Genomic DNA, 21,720 nt, shown 5'->3' on the forward strand with positions numbered 1-21,720 from the left:
TTTACGAATATTCTCTTTTTTCATACCCAATCGAGCTGATCACGAGCACTTCTCCGTTCTTTACTTTTTCCATCGTGTATTTCCCGTCTGCATCCGTCGTTGTTCCCTGATTTGTTCCCTTTAATTGTACTGTAACACCTGGTAAGGGGCTTCCCGCTGCATCCGTCACTTTTCCGGTTAACATAGACGGCGTTACTGTACTATCTTCTGCCGTTTCTTTTTTTGGGATGCCTCCTCCACTTTTTTATATATCACAACAACATTATCGCTATACGTCCACGCAAGGTTTCTTCCTTTAAGCAGGAAAGTAAGCGCCTCATCCAATGGTATATCCTTAAAACTTACGGTTACTTTCTCCTCCTGGTTTAGCATAGTAATGCTAGTGTTATACATCACTGCAAACCCTGTCTGTCTTTTAATAGCTTTAAACACGGCTTTAAGAGAAATTCCCGAACCAATAATTGTTACGCGGTGGTCGGCGGCTTGTGCACTGGAGTGGAAGCAGATTAGGGACAACAGGAGTACGCTTAGCAACCGGTACAATCGGTTGCGTAGTAGCATTGGTTGCATACGCAGGGATTTTGGTTGGTCAGTAAATAAGATTTTTCCTACACAGGCTTTTAGGGGGAAAAGAAATTGGCCAAATTAAGTAATAACGATAATTTAACCTGTCTTCAAAAGAAAAACGGCGGCACTGGGGTGCTGTACTATTACGGGAGCGATTTTTTAATTACGTTAACCAGTAATTCACATTCCCAATTTTTTAGATCAATATAACATTACCTTGATTAAGAGTGCATGTCCGTGGGAGGTAGACCGGGTTTTCATATTTATTAATTTCTCTTTGGTTTTAGTAGTAAGAGAAACTTAAGAGAATCGTGCGCTGCAGGGTCTTATTATTCCTATCTTCTAGCATACTTCTTCCAGTAAAACGGTTGGTAAAAGTGTTTTGATTAAGTAAATCAAGAATGTGCAGCTTTATATCTGCCTGTTTGTTTCGAAATAGACTTTTTGATACGGACACATTTAGAATAAACATATCCTGGTCATAAGGCAGGGGTCGGCCGCTTTGGAGCGTATATTCAAGTTGAGTACTCAAAATAAAATCCAGCGGGAAATTAATGCTTGATTTAAGTTTAGCTTTATAATTAAAATACTCTTCATTACTATTTTTTGATACGGAATACTTGGCGTTGTTGTAATTTACGCTTCCTGAAAAATTAAAGTCAAACGCTTCTTGGTCGATAAAACTAACATTCAATTCTTGCGTAACGGCATAGTTGCGCATATCTCCTTTAATGTTATTAGTATAACAGAGATTTCTACTGGTTCCAAAGGATGTGGTCGTATTTATAGATATTTTTTGTTCTTTAACTGGAATGGAGTTGGTTATTTGTCCAGTTATTGAATAGGCACCATTAGTATTTATAGGGTAGCTAGTTTGTCTACCAACAGAGTCCATATCGTTGGCATAAATTATCTTATTTTTGATCAATGAAATAGATAGGCCGGTGGTTAGATAACGTCGGGCCGTAGCATCGATTTTCGTGAAACTTAGGTTAAGGTTGTGGGTCATGCTCGTCTTAAGGTCAGGATTTCCCTGTTGTATATACATAGGATTACTATTATCCGATACCGGTTGTAGCTGATAAATTTCCGGTAGTTGTGGTTGTCCATCATAACTGATTTCGAAGTGGGAGTTGCTCTCTAAATCTATAGTTGAAGTAGGCTGTAGGGAAAAGAATGATTTTTTCCTGTCTTAGTCGTTTCGAGTTAGTAATATTCTCGTTCGTTATACTGCTTGATGTTGCATTGAATCCCATCCCGTAATCATGTTTGGTTTTTTGTGTACGGAATACGAAATGAATGGCATGAAGGATGGAGCTATTTTTAAAGCTGTTACTTAGATTTTCATCTAATTTTTTGTAATCGCCTATGAACTTGTCATAATTATAGGTTAACTTTTGGGATAAGCTGTTCCTACAAGAAAGAACATAGGTAATGTCCAGGGAATGGTCTTTGTAAATAGGTTCCCTATAATTCGAATATAACTGAACCATTTTATTGGAAGTGTAAGTGTTGTAGCGTTGATCAATACTATCAAGGCTTGTCAAACCATCTCGTAGGTTTAGTATATTATAAGATTTATTAAGCCCACCCTGAAGTTTATTTGTGTAGTTTACGCTTATGACTGTTCGTAGTATCCGATCTTCCCTCTTAATTTTTTTTTCAAACGTAAGTGCTGCCTTTAAATTCATATTATCCGACGTGTTGAAGCTATTAACACTTCCAGTATTTGAAAGTTGCCCTTTGTTTCCGAATGTTTTATATAACCTCTTTTGGGACACGTTACCGTGGGGTTGGTAGAAGTTTAGATCCAGGATAATATGCTGCATCGTATCAGTCTTATATTCTAGACGTGTGGTAAGCGTGTTGCCTATGGCCTTATTTTCATCGTTAGAATTTTGGTAGAAATAGTAGGAACTGTCTTGTAGTAAGTTTTCTCGATATAGGTTTTGTTGATTTCGTAATTTTCGGCTATTTACATGGTAGCTTGTACTTAATTTTATTTTTTTTCCAATGTTTTTACTATAGTTTATGGCATTATAGAAATTGCTGGCAACTCCTTCGAACATCATGTCCTGACTTCCTGTAGTCAGAAAGTCTGTGCTATTCATATTGTGACCGATGCTTACTACGGAGAGCTGTTCGTTATCTTTGAATTGGTTAAGACTTCCATTCCATGCATAATGAGCATCTGTTCCGATGGCGGTCGATGCCTGGCCAAATAGCTGATCCATCCAGCTTTTTTTGACTTTTATATTGATGACCTTTTCTTTTTCTATGTTAGTCTTTCCTTCGGAATTGGCACCATTTGGTATTTGGTCGATGACCTGAACTTTTTCTATCATCTCTGCGGGTAGGTTTTTGGTTGCCAGATTAATTTCGGTTCCAAAGAATAATCTACCATTTATGAGTATTTTTTTGACGGTTTCGCCATTTACTTTGATGGTGCCGTCTTTTTCTATCTGTAAGCCAGGTAGTCTCTGTAATAACTCTTCCATTACGGCATTTTTCCTAGTTTTGAAATTATTCGCGTAAAATTCGAGTGTGTCTTTTTTAATAGATATGGATGGGATAGTGCCTACTACTTCTAGCGTTTGTAGCGTAATACTCGTTTTTTGCATTAATATGCTATCTCGGTTTACAATAGAATCATGCTTCAGTATAGTAATTGGTTGGGTAACCGTTTCGTAGCCGAGATAGGAAATGCGAAGTGTGTATTTACCGGGTTGCAAACTGTCCAACAGAAAATTGCCCGATTGTTTCGTGTAAGTAGAGCCCGCTATGCTTGTACTGTGATCATACAATAGTATAACGGCCGCGTTAAAAAGGCCGGTTTTGGTCTCCTGGTCCAACAAAGTGCCTTTTACCTGTGCCAGTTGGTGAGTTTGCGGCCAGGCTTTGAGGAATGTAAAGAATAATATTGACAAGATGAGTGAGGTCTGTCTCATCGTAGTATAGTTGTTATAAAGCGTTTGGCTTTTACTTTAATAGCTACATTTATCTCCAAAGTTGTAGCTAAAGGTTTACATGTGCGGTGTATCAAGAGGTCAATTTGGTGGAAAATCAGGTCAATTTTGGAAGATTTTAATGGTGTTGGAATGAATCCAATTCCCTCTAGCAGCTTCTTTTTTCTGCATGGAAAAAGGGTGTTAGTGTTAACGTTACGTTTACATTCCCGTTAACACTGTATTCACATTTCAATCCTGTAAAATCTCCTACCTTTAACTAGCCTCAAAGAACCTGTTAAAGTAACGGTTTCGCTATGTACCAAGCACTTATAAACCATGTCAGTACAGGAACAGGATATACTTTTACTTGAACAGTTGAAAGCAGGCGATGAGCGAGCCTTTGCCGTCTTTTATGACAGGTACCGTAAATACCTGATGGTGGCTGCTATCTCTTTGCTGGAAGACGAAATGGAGGCACAGGATGTAGTACAGGATTTCTTTATAGACTTCTGGCAAAAGCGGCTGTTCAACAAGATAGACCCCTTATACAACAAGGGAGACGCTGGGCCGATCAAAGGCTATATCCATCGTATCATCTATAACCGTTGCCTGGATAGGATCGCCCGGCGCAAAACCAGGCAGCACAGATTAGATACCATGCCCGGCCCGGAATTGAGCTGTCCTCCCGAAAGCCGCATCGAAGCCATCGAATGGCAGCAACAGATTGGCCAGGCCCTGCAGTCCGCCTTGAGTAAAGTACCTCCCTTATCAGCCAAAGTATTCCAGTTATCTTACGTCGAACATAAAAGCCGCAACCAAATAGCCTCCATCATGGGAGTAAGCCCGCATACCGTTAAAAACCAACTCCTTAGAGCAGTCAAGATCATGCGCTCCCAGCTAAAAAGAGGATAAATTTTCCTGCACAATAGTACAAGTACCCGCGCAAACCAGTATTCCTCATGATGAAGCGTGACCCGCGCCATATACATGCATTAATGACCTCCTGGCTTTCCGGTGATATTACCCAGGAGGAAGCTTTATATTTAAAGCAACTGATCACCGAAGATCCTGCCATTAAAGCTGCCTGGATGGAATTCCGGGAAAAGTTCTCCCAGGAAGATAGAAGAACTAAATTTGAGCGTTTCGACGAATTACCCTGGATACCGGCCAACGAAATTACCGAGGGCTGCGCCACGCCCAAAGCGGATCTTTAGGTTGGTGATGCGGATCGCCGGTCTGGCAGCCGCTGTAATTGCCGGTATTGTCGTAAGCTGGTACCTGTTTACCAAAGCAGGCAGCTCGAGATGACCCAACCGGTTGCAAAGATCACCAATGGCCAGGCAGCGCATAAAAAAGACATCGCCTTACAGCTGGCTAATGGCCAGGTCATCAACCTCTCCGGTACCACCGATAGCATCCTCTTAAAAGACGCCCGGCTCAATAATGCCGGTAATACCTTGTCCTATACCTTGGTGGATGCGGATAAGGAGGCAGCCGGATCAGCAGCTCTTAACCGTTTAACAGTCCCCATCGGCAAAGATTATAAGATCACCCTGTCAGACGGTACAGAAGTTTGGCTCAACTCCGCCACTACCTTGCAATTCCCTTTCCGCTTCACAGGTAAAACCCGGGAGATCATCATCAGTGGCGAAGCCTACCTGGTAGTAGCCCAGAATACAAAACAGCCTTTCCTGGTACATACCCAGCATGGTACCATCCAGGTACTGGGTACTTCCTTTAACATGAACGACTATGATGCCGGGGTGCTAAGGGTTGCCCTGGTAGAAGGCGCCGTACGGGTAAAGACAGGGGAGAAGGACCTGGTAGTTAAACCGGGAAAAGAAGCCGTATACACCGTCAATAAAGGCATCCAGCTACAGGCTTTTGATGAAGAGGACGTACTGGCCTGGCGCTCGGGCAAGTATTATTTTTATGATGCTACCCTGCAGGAGATTATCTCCGTACTGCCACGCTGGTACGGGATCAGTGTAGTCATAGACAATCCCAGCCTGAGCCAGGAACGCTTTACAGGAATGATGGACCGCAACAAACCCGTGCAGAAATTCCTGGACGCCCTTTCTCAAACCATGAAGATCAGGTACAGTCTGGATAAAGATATACTGCATTTGCAGTAGTGTGTCATCATTTTCATTTTTCACCAATAGATATGTATGGTGTGGGCCGTTTTCTAACGGCTCTCTTTTTTAGTGAACTATTGTTGAAACAGATATGCTCAGCATGATCATCTAAAAAAAATTTTGATCCAAAGTAGTACAAAACACGACCTTTGTACGTATATATTGAGTAGTATAGTAGGCGCGACTGAACATGTGTAAACTAAACACAACCCCCAATCTATGAAAGGAGGGCCTGGACAGTGAAAGAAAATCCGTCTGTTATGCCAACCAGCTTTATTGAGTGACCCACAAAAAAACACCATCAACAATTTATGGAGTTCAATCAGGACGAGTTCCTCATTTTACTGCTACGCCAGCTCGAAAATTGTACCAATTGGGATGAAGACAGGTACATTGATCATATCCTGCGAAAGTATGAAGTTGCCCGGCAGCTGAAACAGGATGTGCGGGAAACCTATCCTACGGAGGCGAATAAACACCCCTACTTCGTAAAGGGAATGCGTCCCCTGATGATAGTGAAAGGCCTGGAATCCCCGGAAGAAACCCTGGCGTCGCTGCCATCGCAGCGCAAAAGGATACCTTTGAACATCGCCGCTGCCCTGTTGGTAGCAGTGGTCACTACAGTGAGTCTCTTTCTTGCTCCCTCAACAAGACCACATACCGGCTCCACGCAGCACTCAAAAGGAGTGATGCTGCAACTGGCGAAAGGTGAGCGTATCGTACTGGGTGATGAGGAGACCACCATCCCTACCCGTTACGCCCTGCTCAGCACCAATGCAGCCATGCTGCAGTTTAAGGCAAAGCCGGGCAAGGCAGGGCTCCTGGAAAATATCATCCAGGTGCCGGCGGCCAGTATGTACAGCATCACCCTGGCAGATGGCAGCGTGGTGCACCTGAACGCTGCTACGGAGTTGCGCTTCCCCTTTGCCTTTAAAGACAATAGCCGGGAAGTATATGTGGACGGGGAAGCCTACTTTTCTGTGGTAAAGGATGCAAAGCGTCCCTTTATCGTACACACGAAGAAAGGCGACGTCAATGTGCTGGGCACAGATTTTAATATCAATACCTACGAAAATAAATTGATTGTATGTTTGATCTCCGGATCGGTGATGGTGAAAGCCAATAAAGGAACCGGCATTCAGCTGCAGCCCTGCCAGGCCATGGAGCTGGACCCCTTGAGCCTGGAAACCTCGCTGGCAGTATTCAGCAGCGAAGAGGTGATGAGCTGGCTGCATGGGCAGTTCCGTTTCAGCCAGCAGCCCCTGGCCACCGTGTGCAAGGCGGCAGAACGTTTATACGACGTAAAGATCCACCTGGATAGTGAAGCCCTGGGTAAAGTGAAATTTAGTGGTAAGATCGATAAAAAGGAGCCGCTGGAGCGGTTCATGGAGAAATTAAAAGAGAACGGGAAAGTGAATAAATGGTATTATGATGAGAAAGGAACCCTGCACCTGGACTAAACATGGCAATTAAGCAGCTTTGAAAAAAAAACAAAGCTGAAGGCAATACTTAAACCTATGGGACAAATTAATTCTATTTGTATGCTGTCCTTAAGAAAACACTTGGAACAACAGAAGGGGGCATCCGGTAACATCCCTGCTTCCACTTTCTTTGATGAAGATGAATTTATTGAGCTGATCGTGCGCAAACAGGCGCGGCGCACTACCTGGAAACAGAACAGGTACATCCGCTCACAGGTCATGCAGAACCCCAGGGCGGCTAAAGCCTGGCAGGATGCACAGGAAACGTCCCCGCATGAACGTTTCAGCCTGAACGGGCATCGCCCACCGCTGGTAAAGGTATTGGCGGTATGCCTGCTGGTAGCATTGATCGCCGTGGGCGTGTACGCGCTGATGCATCGTTATGATATCAGTGTGAACGTGCACATCGAGAAGAAGGAAACGAATCAATTACGCTTTACGGATAAACGTCTCATGGAAGTAGCCGGCATGATAGAGAATAATTATGCGAAGAAAGTGGTCTTCGATAGAGAGGAGATTCAGCAAAAGCTGCTGTCCGGCAGGATGGATACCAGCAAAGGGCTGGAAGATTTCCTGGAAGATCTGCGCACCAATGGGGTGGATAATTATATAGATGATAAGGGGCTTATTCATATCAGGTAAGATGAGAAAGATAAAATGAAAATGCAGGGTGAAATGCGGCTATTTTGCCGGACCATGATCCAGGCATATCTTTGCTTCGTATATATAGTTAGGACTACCAACAGTCGTAGTCTCATAGCAATACCGAACCCCTATTCGTATGCCTTGTAAATCACTGTTCATCCTGCTGGTCATCACTGTTACGGCGAGCGCGCTTCGCGCCCAGGAATATCCTGGCGCCAGGAGATTGACGTACCGGCAGAACGACATACCGGTAGAGCAGCTCTTCCGGGTGATCTATGAACAGACAGGCATGACAGCCTTCTACAATGATGAGCAGCTGAATAGTTATGAAAGAGTGTCCGTCAACTGCAAAAATGAACCCCTTGATAATGTGCTGGCCCGCCTTTTAAGAAAGCGCGGCATGGCCTGGTGTTACCGCAAAGATGTTTTTGTGATCGCCTATAAACGCGATGGAGATGTAGACCTCGGCTACCTGCCGGGGGAGGATAAACGTATGATCAGCGGTATGGTGGTGAACGAAAAAGGCGCGCCTTTGGAAGCAGTGGCCATCATGACCGGCGATAAGCTCAAAGGCATGAGCACCGGGAACGATGGCAAATTTTTTCTGCGGGATATAGCACCGGATGCAAAGCTGCTGGTACAGCGAACAGGATATAAACCAATGATATTATCTTCCTACGCTGATTCTATTTATATACAGATGATCCCGATGATAGCGCCGCTGCAGGAAGTGAATGTAACGGGCATCGCACAGGGAATGCTAACAGGATCGGTCAGCCAGGTGAAAGGTAAAGAGATCGGGGAGTCGCCGGTGAATAATGTGCTGGGGGCATTGCAGGGCAGGGTACCGGGTTTATATATTAACCAGACCACTGGTTTGCCAGGCGGTGGCTATAGGATCCGGTTGAGAGGGAAGAATAGTATAGAGAGCAATAGCGATCCGCTGATCCTGGTGGATGGGGTGCCATTCCCCAGCGTGTCGTTCAATGAAAATTTCTTTAACATAGGAACTACTACCGGGGCAAACGTGGCGCCCAGCCCTTTGAATTTGCTATCGGTAAATGATATTGAAAGTATACAGATCTTAAAGGATGCGGATGCAACGGCCATCTATGGCACCAGGGGAGCAAACGGCGTGATCCTGATCAATAGCAAGCAGCCGGATGTGAGTGGCAAAGGATTGAGCACCACAGTGAATTTCTACCAGGGAATAGGAAAGGCCACTAACCTGGTGCATTACCTGGATACGAAGCAGTACCTGGAAATGAGAAGGGAGGCTTTTAGGAATGATGGCATGGACCCGGATCCGATGGTGGATCATGATCTGCTGAAATGGGATCCGAACCGGTATACGGATTGGCAGAAGGAAATGATAGGAGGGACGGCGAATATTATGGACGGGAGTGTGGAAGTAAAAGGCGGGAGTAAGAATTTTGGGTACAGGGCCAGTGGTTTGTACAGGCAGGAGAGTACGGTGTATCCATCGGAGAATTTTAAGTACAAGAAGGGTGGGGGGATGCTGCAGTTGCGGTATAATTCAAAGGATCAAAAGCTGAAGATGAATCTTTCGGGGAATTATGTGGCGGATCGCAACTACCTGCCGACAACGGATATGACTACTTTTGCTACGGCACCTCCTAATGCGCCGAAAGTCTATACTGATGACGGCAAGTTGAACTTTGCAGATAGCACCTTTGATAACCCATATGCTTTTTTGTTACAGACAACAACAGCTAAATCCAGCAATTTAAGAACCTTTTTAAATACTTCGTGGGAACCTGTAAAGAATTTAATGTTTAGTGCAGATGTAGGAGGCAGCACTATTAAAGTAGACGAAGTACAGATCATTCCTGCCAGGTCGTTGGTACCTTCTATAGGTTTTTCCGATCTCGGGAGCTCTTATTTTTACGCCAACAGGTATACAAATGGTGTAATGGATCTGCGGGGAAGCTGGAAGACAGCGATAGGTCAGGAGCAATTCTGGCTGGTGGCAGGCGCCCGCTTCCAATTTGAAGGACAGCTTAAAACAGGGCATCGTGCGATGGAGTATATGGGCGACGATGAATCGATGAAAGATATAAACGCTGGTGGGCCGGTGGAGAAATTAGACAGTGTAAGGACAGATTTCCAGAATCAGTCTTTTTACGGCCGGCTGGAATACAAACATGCAGATAAGTATTTGCTTACATTAACAGTGAACAGGGATGGTTCAACCCGGCTTAGCCGCCGTTATGGTAATTTTTGGACGGTTGGTGCTGCCTGGATATTTAGCAGGGAAGGCTGGTTTAAAGAAAATAAGGTATTGAGCTTTGGTAAGCTTCGTGGGAGTTATGGAATAACCGGAAATGATCAATATGTAAGAAATTTGAGCCGGGCGACATATGTATGGGGCATGCCCTACTATAAAGGACCAATACAACAAGGCAAGTTTAACTATGCTCCTTCCTATGGCTGGGAAAAAATCCGTAAGGCGGAATTGGCTGTTGATCTTGGTTTTATAAATGATCAGATCTTAGCCACTTTCTGTTACTATAATAACAGAAGTACGGATCAGTTGCTTACCGGGCGCTTCCAAACGATTGCACGTGATCCTTTGAAAGACATCTATATGCCAGTAAATGTTCCCGCAATTGTGGAAAATAAAGGTTTTGAGATTGACCTGGAAGGAGTTGTTTATAGAAATGGGTCACTAACATGGAGCACCAATCTCAATTTAAGCTTTCCTAAAAATCGTTTAGTTTATTTCCCGGAGTTGGAACGTTCAGGTTATAAACTTTTTTATGCTGAGGGTATGCCGCTTGACGTGCTCATGGGCGTTCGCCTGAAAGGGGTCGATCCTCAATCGGGCATTTACCAGTTTGAAGATGTTGACAATAACGGTCCTTCTCTCAGTGACCGCAAATTTGGCAAGGAGTTTGGCCCTTTCTTTTATGGGGGATTGTACAACCACGTTCGTTTTAAAAGCTTTGAAATAAGCTGTCTCTTCAGATATACAAAGCAGAATAATTACAGTTATTTGTATTCAAGTTTTATTACTCCCGGTGGAATGGGCAATCAACCTGTAGAAGTGCTAAACAGGTGGCAAAAACCCGGGGACGAAGCTTCGATACAACAATATACCGCTTCCTTCTTTAATGAGGCGGGAGCAGCTGTCCAGCTGGCAAAGGAAAGTGACAGACGTTTAACGGCGGCAAATTATCTTAGGCTGCAATCACTCGTTTTAGCCTATCATCTACCGCAAAAAAAATTAGCGGGAGCCAGGATAAAAAGTTGTAAATTGTATATTCAGGGCCTGAATCTGTTCACAATAAGCAGGTACAAGGAAAGGGATCCTGAAATTACCGCTGGACCTGATAAATATCCATCATTGCGCGTTGTAACAGCCGGCCTGCAGATGTCATTCTAGATATCAACCCTTGTTAGCCATATATTTGCTACTCCACATATTTGCTACTCCTATTTTCTACCCTTGTTTTTAACACCGTATTTGCTGCTCCGCTGGAAAGTTGATTGCATTTGAATCGATTGTTTTATTCTCATCACCTTTAAATTTTATACCATGAAACGTACCAACTTTAAGCCCGTGGGGGGCATCTGTTTGTTTGCACTATTACTTTCACTTACCAGCGCTATTGGGAACAAACGATTTACCACTGCTCGTTATAAAGAGACCGGCTCGCAAAGCTGCTTTCTACCGCAGACAATGCCTGACAACTGCACTAGTATCAATACCGGTGTCCTTTGCACCTCAACGTCAGGCTCAGTTACTCGAACCTGGTATCAGGGAGGGTCTTGCGTAGTGCCTTATTACCAGGTGCCATAAAAAATAAGAGTAGCGGCAGCCTTTGCCCTGCCGCTACTTTTATCCTATGATTATCTTAGTCCACTGAAATGCTGGGTTAGCTATATTTTTGTATCTTACCGGCCAACAAACCCACCTCAAAATGGCCAGAGTTCCACCAGTAATCCCAAGCGAAGCGATTTCATGGGTACGTGTCGCATTGGAACGGCACTGTATCCGGTTCAAAACCCATGTTACGAATATGAAATGTACACTGGCGCATTCGCTCACCGCCTTTGATGTGTACATGCAGTGGTACATCGTATTTGATGACATGCGGCTCATCCTGGGCCTGCGCCAGGCTTACCTGTATGGCTATGCCATCTCAAAAGGCTGCAACTGCTTTCTGTGGAGCACCTATTTCTACAAGTTTATTGAAGATGGCGGCGAAGATCCAAAGAATCTTAAGCTCAAGGAAAAAGACCGCCTGCTGATGGAGTTCGGCAGGGCCATCGCCGTCAATCATGGCAAAACAGACCAGGCGCTGTTCGACAAATTGAGCAAGTTCCATAACCCCCGCAGGATGATAGATATTGTTTCCTTTGCCGGACAAATGGTAGCTGCCTGCGTATTCAGCAACGCAATGGAAGTGGAGCTGGATGATTACCTGAAAGGCTATGCGGCAGACGCGGAAAAGGACCTACTTTAGAAAATCGCCGTCGATAATGAGCAGCTTCACACCAGTGCTGGTTTTGGAGCGGTGCGAGCTCAGATCATCCGATACAATATAGGTCATGCCTTCCTTGAGCGTATAGGCCTGGCCATTCTCATGCTCTGTTACGAACTCGCCTTGCAGGCAATGCACAATATGCCCTTTGGTGCACCAGTGGTCTGCCAGGTAGCCGGGTGAATAAACAACGATCCGCAGCTTTAAGCCGGGGAGCTGCAGCACCTGGGCGCTGGAAGCGCCTTGCATGCCTTTATTTTCCGTAGGTGTAATGGTATGCCAATCGATTACTTTGAAGGGAATGTTACTCATGTGAAAAGGATTTATATCGGTTATTTTGAGGCTTTCTTCGGGTCCAGCTGCATGATTTGGATATTGCGGAAATCAATTTCCTGGCCTTCGCTCTGCAGGGCGATGTAACCGGAGGACAATAGTTTGCCATCCTGTTTCTGTTTCGGGTCATAGCGGTTCACAACAGGGCCGCCGATCTGCGGTTTGGAGTACTGCAGCACGGTGTCGCCGTTGATGATATGCGTGATCAGGGAGTCGCCAAGGACGATCAGTTCTGCTTTGATCCATTCGTTCTTATCGTAGGTCTTTGAAGTGGAATTGATGCAGTGGCGGGTGTCCAGCTTGCCCTTATAAACAATATGCGTGCCCGGGGAGCACATATTGCCGGTAGGGCGGGGCTGTCCGTCATCCAGGCCGGCGAGGAACTGCATCTCGATAGAGATGGGCCAGTCCTGCTCCTTGGGCATGGTGCGCGGGTCCTGCGAATGGTACATCAGGCCGCTGTTCAGTAAGGTATAAATGGGCGCGGTTTTCATCCATTGGCCGGTAAAGCGGTATTCCAGCTTCAGATGATAATACGAGAAGGGCGTTTTGAAATAGAGGTGGCCGAACTGCTCGTTGAAGTTGTCGCCATATTGATCATACCGTACCTGGATCATGCTGTCCTGTACACGGAAGGTGTTCCCGAAATTATCGCCGGTTTCATGATGATGGATCTTTACGATCCAGTCGTTAATGTCTTTGCCGTTAAACAGCGAAACCCATTGTTCCTGGGCCAGGGCCTTATGCCTTGCGATAGTCACCAGCAGCAGGAGCGCCAGTGCACGTGGAAAATTCATGCCTGTCATAATGGTATTGAGTAGCTGCTTAAATATAGCGAGAAATTATTTCTTTTTCTTTTTCCGTTTATTGTCCTTTAATGCTTTTTCATGTTGTTCGATGAGCAGCTGCCAGTTCTCATTGGGAATATCTTCGGAGAAGGCGATGGTTTCGCGGTAATCGTTTTTATCGATCTTCATCACCTGGATCTCTTTGCCGATGTAGGTCTGGATCTGCTCCAGGATGGGTTTTTCTTCCGTACTGCAGAAGGTAACAGCCTGGCCTTTCTGTATACCACGCCCGGTGCGGCCTACACGGTGCACGTATTTTTCGGGCTCGTCGGGCAGGTCGTAGTTAACCACGTAATCTACATTGGGAATGTCGATGCCGCGGGCGTTCACGTCGGTGGTAATCAGTATTTTGACCTCGCCTTTTTTGAACTCGTTCATCACGGAGAGGCGGTCGTCCTGTTCACGGCCACCGTGCATGATGAGGCTTTTGACGCCTACACGTTCCATGGCGGCGGCCACCCGCTCGGCGCGTACCTTGGTGCGGACAAACACGAGGATCTTGTTTTCCGGGAATTCCTTCACCAGGCGTTCCAGGAAGAAGCGTTTATCATCCATTTCCACGAAGGCCACGGAGTGGTTCACGTTCTTGGAGATAGGATCTTCCGGCGAGATCTGGATGCGGATCGGGTTGCGGACGATGGAATAGGCCAGGTCCTTGATCTCGGTATCGATGGTAGCGGAAAAGAAAAGCGTTTGGTGATCGCGGCGCAGGTGTTTCATCACGTCGCGGATATCGCGGATAAAGCCGAGGTCGAGCATGTGGTCGGCCTCGTCCAGGATCAGCGTTTGCACATGGGAGAGGTCCAGGTGGCCCTGGCTGATGAGGTCGAACATTCGTCCGGGGGTAGCGATCAGCACGTCCACGCCTTTGTCCAGCTTTTTGACCTGGGCCTCCTGTTCCACGCCGCCTACGAGGGCCATGATATCTACGCGGGTGTATTTACCGATCTGTTTGAAGACCTCGGAGATCTGGATGGCCAGCTCGCGGGTGGGCACCATCACCAGGCATTTTACCTCGCCTTTGGTGCGGGAGCGGCTTTGCTGGTGCAGGAGCTGGAGTACGGGGATGGCGAAGGCGGCGGTTTTGCCGGTGCCGGTTTGGGCGATGGCCAGTACATCGTCTCCTTTCAGGATGGACGGGATGGCCTTGTATTGGATGTCGGTAGGGCGTTTAAAGCCGTTTTCTGCCAGGCTGCGTTTGATCTCTTCAGCGATGCGGTATTGTTCGAATTTCATGAGGGTACAAAGGTAGGGGATTTTTTGGGGAGGCGCCCTATCTGGCAGGGCGCCTCCTTTAAAGAGCTGCTTTGTACAGTTGCTGTATTAGAAGTGAATGACGGTGGAGTCGGTATCCCAGGCCTGGTTGAGGCGTATCTGGTAATCCGGTCCGCCGGGTTTGTTGGGTGTACCGTACAGGTAGCCGGTGATAATGGTTTTCTTGTTGGTATTGCAGGTAACGTGCTCAATGGTCTTCGACAGTGGCTCCCCGGTATTTTTATCCCTGTAGTTGATGATCACATTGAATTCATTCGTTGAGCCAAACAGGTAGTCTGAAAAACGATGCTGGTCTCTCCGGGTGCCGTACCATTCCCAGATGCTTTCGGGCGCGCTCAGGGATTCATTTCCAATGAAGAAGATTGCAGACACCGGCGTTACCTTTACCCCTACATAGCCATTTGCGTTGCTGGCAGGCAGCGCATCCAGGACATTTACTTCCAGTTTGCCCACAATGCGGTTCAGGCTTACTTCCAGGTCAGTAGGATTGCCGTCAACGCTGATATCTACCTGGATCTTTTTGTAGAATACGTCACCGAGGGGCTCCATTCCTATTGCGCCAAGAGGTACAGCGCCGAAACCGGCGGAGCTGAGGTTTTGCTTAGCCGAAGCAGCATCCATAAACAGTGGTTTCTCTGAAGCGATCAGCGCGATGGTATAGCTGCCGAATGCCAGCGAATCGGAAATAGTGCCGAAGCTGCCGGAAGCGGTGGCTGTGTCCTGGTGGATGAAGCTTACGCTTGCGCCATTGCTGGCGTAAGCGATGTAGTAGATGTCGGAGATCCGGGCGCTGTCTTCCCGGGCGCCCAGAACGGAGCTGCCGTCCTTTTTGCGGGCGGAGCGCATGTCTTCCGTCTGTTTGATAAAATCGGCGACACTGACCCGGAAAGGTCTTTTGGTTTCATTAACTGACTCATTGCCGGTAGGGCTGGTGTTGTCAACGGTGTCTTTCTTGCAGGCAAACAATAGGGATGCCAGTAAGGGGATGAACAGTACTCTTTTCATGATAAAATTGGAAGTTTGTAACGGGTTAAAAAAATGAGGCGGCAAGATAGTGAGACTATCACGAATAATAGTAAATAATAGGAAAGAAATAAAAGTATGGAGGGCGGGATGCGATTGGTAGCCGGCCTTTATTTTTGTAAAGCGTATGCAACTTTTGCACGCCCAGGGCATCCTTATATAATTGTTTATGTAGCACCCAATAAGCACACACCATGAGAACACTTTGCATCCTTTTGCTGCTTTCAGGCACTTTGTCCTGTACCGCGCAGCAAAGCCCTTCATTAAAGGCAACAGTAGATTCCTTGTTTAACAAGTATGCCCGGCCGGGGAGCCCTGGTGTAGCGGTCCTGGTGATAAAAGACGGAAAGGTAGTGCTCAAAAAAGGCTATGGCATGGCTAACCTGGAGTTTGATGTGCCCATTACACCGGCAACCGTGTTTGATATCGCTTCGGTATCCAAGCAGTTTGCAGGTTTTGCTGTTTCAACGCTGATACAGGAAGGAAAGATCTCGCTGGACGATGATATTCATACATACCTGCCGGAAGTGCCGGATTTTGGAAAGCCCATTACGATCCGTCACCTGGTGCATCATACCAGCGGCCTGAGAGACTGGCCGGCTACTTTGCATGCGGCAGGTTGGCGATGGGATGAAAGCTTCCGGTATGAAGATATTATGCGGATGGTAAAAAAACAGCGGGAGCTGGACTTTAATCCGGGCTCGCGGTATTCCTACTCCAATACGGGTTATAACCTGCTGGCGGCTATTATCGCTAAAGTAAGCGGTCAAACATACGCCGCCTGGCTGGATGACCATGTTTTTAAACCCCTGCATATGCAATCTTCCCGCTCGATAGAAGATTATGCAAAGGTGATCAAAGGAGCGGCCAGCTCCTATTCCGGCGATGGGCATACGTATTACAGGAGCAATGATGCCTTGACGGCCTATGGCTCCAGCTCTATATTTACTACGGTGGAAGACCTGGCAAAATGGGTGATCCATTTCCAGGATGCCATTGAGCGCAAAGATCCGGTATATGTAAGGATGCTGGAGACCGGGGTGTTGAACGATCAAAAGAAGATCGATTATGCCTATGGTTTGGAGGTGACTAATAAGAATGGCCTGCTAAATATTGCGCATGACGGCGGCTGGGCGGGTTTTCGTACCATTATCACCAATTACCCGGATCAAAAGCTAGGTATCATCCTGCTGAGCAACGATGGTAACTTTGATGTGTATTCCAACGCTATGGCTATTGCAAAGGTGTTCCTGGAAGACAAGATCAGAGGAGGGGCCCCCTGGCACGAAGACCTGAGCAAGATGCCCACGCTTAAGGCAGATACGGTATTGTTAAGAAAATATACCGGCAGCTATCAGCTGGGCACTAACTGGTATGTGACCTTTACGCTGGAAGATGGCCGTATGATGGTACAGGCAAATGGGGAAGACAAGTTTCCGACGGAGGTAAAAGCGGATACGGTGCTTTGGGTGCCGGCTTATGGTTCGTCTGTTACTTTCCGGGAGATCAAAGACCGGGCAGCATCGTTGAAATACCGGAATATTATCGCCCCAAGAGTGATCCCTCTTAGGGTGCGCCCGGCGGCCATTGATAGTTGCGCAGGTACCTATTATAGCGAGGAACTGGAAACTGCGTATAGGCTTTCTGTAGAGCAAGGGAAGCTGACGGGGCATCATATGCGGCTGGGCGATTTTACTTTTGAGCCGGATATGGCAAAGCAGGGAAAGTTTAGCAGTAACAATGGTACGATTGAGTTTTTTAAAGATGCGCAGGGGAAGATAGCTGGTTTCAGGTTGACAAATGGAAGGATTAAGAATATACTTTTTAAGCGGCAGGAGTAGCGATGGCTTTAGCGAAGCTTTAATTTAAGGATGCCGGCGGCTTTCGTATAGCCGCCTTCCGCGCCGTCTACAAAATGGATGTGATCGTCTTTCATATCGCGCACATAGCAAGACATAATAGATTCCGTGCTTACATAAAACCCATAATGGATCCGGCCTGCCTGCTCCAATGAGCTTAATGCCGCTTCGAGCTGCAGGCGTTGTTGCTCCGTGCCGGAGATCACCGTGTTTATTTTCCCATCTATAACCAGGGTGTCTGACATTTCTACCAGGCGGCTGAGGTACGTTTTACCGGGTTTTGTTTGAAAATAGAGATAGCCGAGCGAGGTGCTGAACCAGGTTTGAAAGAGCTGCAGGAATTTCATTTTGCCGAAGCGGGCGCGTATTTCGAGCCCCAGGCGGGTGAAGGTGGCCTTTAAGCGGAGCCGGGCAACGGAGATGGGCTGCCTTTTCTCGGGGCTGCCGTAAATCTCATCGATATACAGTATCACATCCCGGTAGGCGGCTGCCTGGTGAATACCCGGGGCAGCGCTGACGATCAGGGTCACTACTTCCTGCTTGTTTTCCGGTGGTTTGATGCGGTCCCAACGACATTGCATACCGGAGAGGTCTGGTTCTTCGGTAGGTGGCTGCTCCGGATGTAGGTAATCCGTTCCTTTTATGAGGCCTTCCGCATAACTGAGGCCATTGCCTATTATGATGGGGATGGAGAAATTACCGGAGCTATTGAATTTGGTGATCTTTAGTTCATGTCCGGCGGCGTAGATATCTTTTACGGGGATGCAGCCTACACGGAGCTCCAGGCTGAAATTATCGAAGCTGTGTTTTTTATAGCGAAGCAGCGCCCGCATGGCGCTGTCTTTAACGGTAGGGGGAACGATGAAGGTGGCGCCGTCGCCGCCAAAGAAAAAGGGAATACTGATGCTGGCTTTGAAACTGATGTTCAGTACCGCCACGATGCAGCCGGTTGCGATAAGGTTCACGGTTTGATGCTGCCCGGCTCTTACGGCGGCGGTAGAGCCTTTGATATCGGTGATGATCACGTGCCAGTCGGCCGGGATGGCGTAGAAGAGGTGGTCCTCGGTAAGGAGATCGCTGAGGGGAATGCGATTCACGGGAAGGTGGGAGTAGAAGAGGTGGTTGGAGCTGGACATCTGCGATGTGGCCTTGGACTGCAGGCAAGTTAAGAATAATGGAGAATACCGGGATATGAAGGAAAGTTTTTTTTGAAAGAATAATTAACTAGCGTAAATTAATAGCATATTTAATCCCAATGTTTTCTGCTTGTTCAAGAGAAGCCTCTTTGAATCAGCCCCAAAGTAAAATCCTGTTGCCGAGCGATCACCTTTTATCATTTTATTTCATAGAGATACCCTGAACCTATGATGGAAAAATAGCCATTAATATGTTGCTGTCACCTTTCATGGGCACTTTATACCTGTACCAATTATACCAAATGTATGTTTGATAATGTCGCTTTTAATGTCGCTATCGGGCTGGTATTCATTTATCTCTTGTACAGCCTTTTAGTGACTATCCTTGGAGAAATGATCTCTTCATGGTTTGGAATCAGGCCCAGGATGTTAAGAAGAGCCATTTCAAGAATGCTGAATGATGGTAAAAGTAAACAGCGCTGGCTTCCACGTTTTTTTCTTCAGACTCCGCGGGGATTTGAGCACACTTTTGCAGGGAAATTCTATGCTTACCCATCAATAAAGTATCTCGCAAAAGCAGAGAAGGAAGAGAAGCTCATATTTGGCCACACCATGCCTGCATATATCAGTGCCGAGAACTTCGCTGTAACGCTCATTAACCTGTTATCAGATAAGGGCGTAGGGAACAATAAATGGGAGAAAGTTAAATTTTGCTTACAGTTCAATAACTACAAAATTGAGCCCGAAACTTTGCGCCAGCTTCAGTCTATTGCTTCTGTTTCAGGGAATGATGTGAATGTTTTCAGGGAAAATTTGTCAAAATGGTTTAGTGAAACCATGGACCGGACAAACGGCTGGTATAAGAACAGGATCACACTGATATCATTCTGGTTGGGCTTTCTGCTTGCTTTGAGCTTTAATGTAGACAGCATCCGCATTTCGCGTATACTGGCTACTGATAAAGAGGCACGTAACCAGCTGGTGAATCTCGCCATTGAAATGTCGAAGGATACGGCACGTTACGCGAGATTTATCCATGCAAACGGCGATTCGGTAATAGAACGCACGGTGGTAGATTCCGGGTTTGCACGCATTACAAAAGACATCAGTTATGCTAATATGATCCTGGGGCTGGGATGGCAGACAAATAAGCTTGAAAAGGAACTGCGGTATAAAGTTAAGGGGGATAGCTCAGCATACCGGGAGATAAAGCAGCTTGTTCCAACCTTCGATAGTTTACATCGCGATGCGCGGGTAAAGCAATTGCAGCTAAAAGTTATATCCGCCAGGCTTGACAGTCTGTTCAGGTCACAGCGCATGTTGTTGCTGGATGCTCATCAGCTCGTCCGTGAACTGAGATGGCGGAATGGTAAGAAGATCCAGGGGCTTAAAGGCGCTCTGCTACAGGTACAGCGAGGTCTTGACAGTACCGGGATGATCATGTTCGAGGATAGTATCCGGTTTAAGCGGGCATTGGTTGCCTACTCGGAGGTACGCGACAGTCTTCAGCAGACAGGGAAATATGTAGACTCCCTTACGGGAGACAGGTTTACACGTGTGGATTCCGTTTATCTTGGTGGCAAGGATGGAAATACCGTAATGGTAGCGGGGGCAAGGCCTGCCTATATTTTAGAAAAGCTGTGTTATGTGCTGGGTCAGTTAGTTGATGATTTCCATTGGGTGGGTTTGATCATTACTGCCCTTGCGCTGTCGCTTGGTGCGCCTTTTTGGTTCGATCTGTTGAAAAAGCTGGTTGCGATCCGCGGGGTTGGCGTGAAACCGGAGGAAAAGAAACCGGTGCCCGAAACGGAGGGCGCAGCGGTTAACGCAATAGTGGATCCTGCTGTGCCGCTGGTACAGCCTGCTGCGGGTGCCGCAGCTGAAATAGCCATGCACCGCTATGCCGCTACTATCCAAAGCTTTGCGGGCGTGCAGGGTGTATATGTGGTGTATGACAATGTCGCCAACAATCATTTTATACAGGCCAATGTTGATACCAATGCTACCAGGACGGCGCTGAAGCTGAAGTATCCCAAGATCAATGTAGACGGCGCCACAGTGCCTTTCAAGATTGTTGTCAGCGGTATTGTATATGGTCACGATCTTCCTGCAGACGCTATACTTAACGCGAGCCAGCAGAATGGATATGGCTCTCTGGGTTGTATAGTGGAAGATGTTAACACAAAAGAGCGGCACCTGTTATCATGCTGGCATGTGTTGAATGGAACTACTCAATATGATACTGATGACAAGCTTACCACGATTATAAAACCTACTCTAACAAGGATCGGGTGGCGCTGGGCAGGCGGTATTGAAAATGCATTTGACTTTGGCATAGCCGCGTTGTTCAGTTCCCAGCAACACCTGGATAATAAAGCACTCTTCCTCAGTTTGGGCATCAAAACTACTTGTAGTTGTCGGCCCGTTTCTATCAACGATGTGCTCAATAAGATACCGGTAAAGTTCTACGACATTTTTACAGGGGCTTCTAAAAAGGGGATTCTTTTTTCCCACGCGCCTGCGATTGCTGTTTCTTATAAAGATAAAGTAAGGGTCGTTGAGGACGTGCTATTGCTCAATGGCCCTGGTGGCAAGGGCACTATCAGCCAGGGAGGCAATTCCGGGGCTATTGTATTTGACAGTAAGGGGGCGGCCATTGCCATGATCATTGGTGGAGATGAAATGTTTACCTACGCTGTACGGCTTTCCCATGTTTTCGATCTGCATAAGGAGTTATTCATTGTAAACTGAATATTATGTATTACAAAACTATTATTGTATTGTTTATCTCTATCCTCACCGGAATAACCGTGTATCCCCAAGCGCCGGTAGCCGGTATTAAAGATACTTTGCTGCTGGAGATAGCCGGGCCGAAAAGGGGGCGGCAGTCAGCCTGAAGAAAGGCGGGCAGGAGATCGGGCCAGGCGCCAACCTGAAGATCCGGGAACAGCGTTGTGTG

19 protein-coding genes are annotated in these 21,720 nt (G+C 46.7%); 10 read left to right on the top strand and 9 right to left on the bottom strand.

What is annotated here, in order from left to right:
* Position 1 precedes the first annotated feature (1 nt).
* From ACR9Y8_RS00125 to ACR9Y8_RS00140, 4 genes are all read right to left on the bottom strand, one after another.
* Positions 2-184 (bottom strand): carboxypeptidase-like regulatory domain-containing protein, encoded by a 183-nt coding sequence (locus ACR9Y8_RS00125; RefSeq protein WP_481211184.1) that lies wholly within the window; start codon positions 182-184, stop codon positions 2-4.
* A gap of 8 nt (positions 185-192) precedes the next feature.
* Positions 193-372: an STN domain-containing protein gene (locus ACR9Y8_RS00130; RefSeq protein WP_481211185.1), complete on the bottom strand. Its 180-nt coding sequence runs from the start codon at positions 370-372 to the stop codon at positions 193-195.
* 478 nt (positions 373-850) lie between these two features.
* Positions 851-1,717, bottom strand: a complete 867-nt coding sequence (locus ACR9Y8_RS00135) for an outer membrane beta-barrel protein (RefSeq protein ID WP_481216203.1) — start codon at positions 1,715-1,717, stop codon at positions 851-853.
* On the bottom strand, positions 1,677-3,515 hold the full coding sequence (locus ACR9Y8_RS00140; RefSeq protein ID WP_481211186.1) for a carboxypeptidase regulatory-like domain-containing protein: 1,839 nt from the start codon (positions 3,513-3,515) through the stop codon (positions 1,677-1,679). The genes ACR9Y8_RS00135 and ACR9Y8_RS00140 overlap by 41 nt, the downstream gene beginning before the upstream one ends.
* A gap of 336 nt (positions 3,516-3,851) precedes the next feature.
* Between ACR9Y8_RS00140 and ACR9Y8_RS00145 the strand changes: the two genes are divergently transcribed.
* From ACR9Y8_RS00145 to ACR9Y8_RS00175, 7 genes are all read left to right on the top strand, one after another.
* Positions 3,852-4,427: an RNA polymerase sigma factor gene (locus ACR9Y8_RS00145; protein WP_481211187.1), complete on the top strand. Its 576-nt coding sequence runs from the start codon at positions 3,852-3,854 to the stop codon at positions 4,425-4,427.
* Positions 4,428-4,474: 47 nt separating this feature from the next.
* A complete protein-coding gene (locus tag ACR9Y8_RS00150) occupies positions 4,475-4,729 on the top strand; it encodes a hypothetical protein (RefSeq protein ID WP_481211188.1) in 255 nt (84 codons plus the stop codon).
* A 90-nt stretch (positions 4,730-4,819) separates the two neighbouring features.
* The gene (locus ACR9Y8_RS00155) at positions 4,820-5,650 is read left to right on the top strand and encodes a FecR family protein (RefSeq protein ID WP_481211189.1); all 831 of its coding nucleotides are present in this window, start codon (positions 4,820-4,822) and stop codon (positions 5,648-5,650) included.
* Between the two features lie 314 nt (positions 5,651-5,964).
* Positions 5,965-7,113 carry a FecR family protein gene (locus ACR9Y8_RS00160; RefSeq protein WP_481211190.1) on the top strand — a complete coding sequence of 383 codons (1,149 nt, stop codon included), beginning with the start codon at positions 5,965-5,967 and terminating at the stop codon, positions 7,111-7,113.
* A 102-nt stretch (positions 7,114-7,215) separates the two neighbouring features.
* Positions 7,216-7,776, top strand: coding sequence for a DUF4974 domain-containing protein (locus ACR9Y8_RS00165; protein WP_481211191.1), 561 nt, complete (start codon positions 7,216-7,218; stop codon positions 7,774-7,776).
* A 139-nt stretch (positions 7,777-7,915) separates the two neighbouring features.
* Positions 7,916-11,185 carry a SusC/RagA family TonB-linked outer membrane protein gene (locus ACR9Y8_RS00170; protein ID WP_481211192.1) on the top strand — a complete coding sequence of 1,090 codons (3,270 nt, stop codon included), beginning with the start codon at positions 7,916-7,918 and terminating at the stop codon, positions 11,183-11,185.
* Positions 11,186-11,822: 637 nt separating this feature from the next.
* The gene (locus ACR9Y8_RS00175) at positions 11,823-12,269 is read left to right on the top strand and encodes a carboxymuconolactone decarboxylase family protein (RefSeq protein WP_481211193.1); all 447 of its coding nucleotides are present in this window, start codon (positions 11,823-11,825) and stop codon (positions 12,267-12,269) included.
* Here the strand turns inward: ACR9Y8_RS00175 and ACR9Y8_RS00180 are convergent.
* The 4 genes from ACR9Y8_RS00180 to ACR9Y8_RS00195 all read right to left on the bottom strand — a co-directional run bounded on the left by ACR9Y8_RS00180 (position 12,261) and on the right by ACR9Y8_RS00195 (position 15,748).
* Positions 12,261-12,599, bottom strand: a complete 339-nt coding sequence (locus ACR9Y8_RS00180) for a DHCW motif cupin fold protein (protein WP_481211194.1) — start codon at positions 12,597-12,599, stop codon at positions 12,261-12,263. The genes ACR9Y8_RS00175 and ACR9Y8_RS00180 overlap by 9 nt on opposite strands.
* 20 nt (positions 12,600-12,619) lie before the next feature.
* On the bottom strand, positions 12,620-13,417 hold the full coding sequence (locus tag ACR9Y8_RS00185) for a 3-keto-disaccharide hydrolase (protein WP_481211195.1): 798 nt from the start codon (positions 13,415-13,417) through the stop codon (positions 12,620-12,622).
* A gap of 45 nt (positions 13,418-13,462) precedes the next feature.
* The gene (locus ACR9Y8_RS00190) at positions 13,463-14,704 is read right to left on the bottom strand and encodes a DEAD/DEAH box helicase (RefSeq protein ID WP_481211196.1); all 1,242 of its coding nucleotides are present in this window, start codon (positions 14,702-14,704) and stop codon (positions 13,463-13,465) included.
* 87 nt (positions 14,705-14,791) lie between these two features.
* The gene (locus ACR9Y8_RS00195) at positions 14,792-15,748 is read right to left on the bottom strand and encodes a hypothetical protein (RefSeq protein WP_481211197.1); all 957 of its coding nucleotides are present in this window, start codon (positions 15,746-15,748) and stop codon (positions 14,792-14,794) included.
* Between the two features lie 212 nt (positions 15,749-15,960).
* On the opposite strand from ACR9Y8_RS00195, the gene ACR9Y8_RS00200 reads away from it, so the two are divergent.
* The gene (locus ACR9Y8_RS00200) at positions 15,961-17,607 is read left to right on the top strand and encodes a serine hydrolase domain-containing protein (RefSeq protein WP_481211198.1); all 1,647 of its coding nucleotides are present in this window, start codon (positions 15,961-15,963) and stop codon (positions 17,605-17,607) included.
* 8 nt (positions 17,608-17,615) lie between these two features.
* On the opposite strand, the gene ACR9Y8_RS00205 is transcribed toward ACR9Y8_RS00200, so the two are convergent.
* Positions 17,616-18,761 (bottom strand): DUF3095 domain-containing protein, encoded by a 1,146-nt coding sequence (locus ACR9Y8_RS00205; protein WP_481211199.1) that lies wholly within the window; start codon positions 18,759-18,761, stop codon positions 17,616-17,618.
* A gap of 306 nt (positions 18,762-19,067) precedes the next feature.
* Between ACR9Y8_RS00205 and ACR9Y8_RS00210 the strand changes: the two genes are divergently transcribed.
* Complete coding sequence (locus tag ACR9Y8_RS00210; RefSeq protein ID WP_481211200.1) at positions 19,068-21,512, top strand: hypothetical protein; 2,445 nt, start codon at positions 19,068-19,070, stop codon at positions 21,510-21,512.
* Between the two features lie 5 nt (positions 21,513-21,517).
* Complete coding sequence (locus ACR9Y8_RS00215) at positions 21,518-21,658, top strand: hypothetical protein (protein WP_481211201.1); 141 nt, start codon at positions 21,518-21,520, stop codon at positions 21,656-21,658.
* Positions 21,659-21,720: the final 62 nt, after the last annotated feature.

Source organism: Chitinophaga sp. SVR4-12A, assembly GCF_056754765.1.

What these genes read in the sequence shown, in the direction of transcription:
- ACR9Y8_RS00125 (WP_481211184.1), bottom strand. Translation starts at nt 184, where the DNA reads ATGTTAACCGGAAAAGTGACGGATGCAGCGGGAAGCCCCTTACCAGGT.
- ACR9Y8_RS00130 (WP_481211185.1), bottom strand. Translation starts at nt 372, where the DNA reads ATGCTAAACCAGGAGGAGAAAGTAACCGTAAGTTTTAAGGATATACCA.
- ACR9Y8_RS00140 (WP_481211186.1), bottom strand. Translation starts at nt 3,515, where the DNA reads ATGAGACAGACCTCACTCATCTTGTCAATATTATTCTTTACATTCCTC.
- ACR9Y8_RS00145 (WP_481211187.1), top strand. Translation starts at nt 3,852, where the DNA reads ATGTCAGTACAGGAACAGGATATACTTTTACTTGAACAGTTGAAAGCA.
- ACR9Y8_RS00150 (WP_481211188.1), top strand. Translation starts at nt 4,475, where the DNA reads ATGATGAAGCGTGACCCGCGCCATATACATGCATTAATGACCTCCTGG.
- ACR9Y8_RS00155 (WP_481211189.1), top strand. Translation starts at nt 4,820, where the DNA reads ATGACCCAACCGGTTGCAAAGATCACCAATGGCCAGGCAGCGCATAAA.
- ACR9Y8_RS00160 (WP_481211190.1), top strand. Translation starts at nt 5,965, where the DNA reads ATGGAGTTCAATCAGGACGAGTTCCTCATTTTACTGCTACGCCAGCTC.
- ACR9Y8_RS00170 (WP_481211192.1), top strand. Translation starts at nt 7,916, where the DNA reads ATGCCTTGTAAATCACTGTTCATCCTGCTGGTCATCACTGTTACGGCG.
- ACR9Y8_RS00175 (WP_481211193.1), top strand. Translation starts at nt 11,823, where the DNA reads ATGAAATGTACACTGGCGCATTCGCTCACCGCCTTTGATGTGTACATG.
- ACR9Y8_RS00180 (WP_481211194.1), bottom strand. Translation starts at nt 12,599, where the DNA reads ATGAGTAACATTCCCTTCAAAGTAATCGATTGGCATACCATTACACCT.
- ACR9Y8_RS00185 (WP_481211195.1), bottom strand. Translation starts at nt 13,417, where the DNA reads ATGAATTTTCCACGTGCACTGGCGCTCCTGCTGCTGGTGACTATCGCA.
- ACR9Y8_RS00190 (WP_481211196.1), bottom strand. Translation starts at nt 14,704, where the DNA reads ATGAAATTCGAACAATACCGCATCGCTGAAGAGATCAAACGCAGCCTG.
- ACR9Y8_RS00195 (WP_481211197.1), bottom strand. Translation starts at nt 15,748, where the DNA reads ATGAAAAGAGTACTGTTCATCCCCTTACTGGCATCCCTATTGTTTGCC.
- ACR9Y8_RS00200 (WP_481211198.1), top strand. Translation starts at nt 15,961, where the DNA reads ATGAGAACACTTTGCATCCTTTTGCTGCTTTCAGGCACTTTGTCCTGT.
- ACR9Y8_RS00205 (WP_481211199.1), bottom strand. Translation starts at nt 18,761, where the DNA reads ATGTCCAGCTCCAACCACCTCTTCTACTCCCACCTTCCCGTGAATCGC.
- ACR9Y8_RS00210 (WP_481211200.1), top strand. Translation starts at nt 19,068, where the DNA reads ATGTTTGATAATGTCGCTTTTAATGTCGCTATCGGGCTGGTATTCATT.
- ACR9Y8_RS00215 (WP_481211201.1), top strand. Translation starts at nt 21,518, where the DNA reads ATGTATTACAAAACTATTATTGTATTGTTTATCTCTATCCTCACCGGA.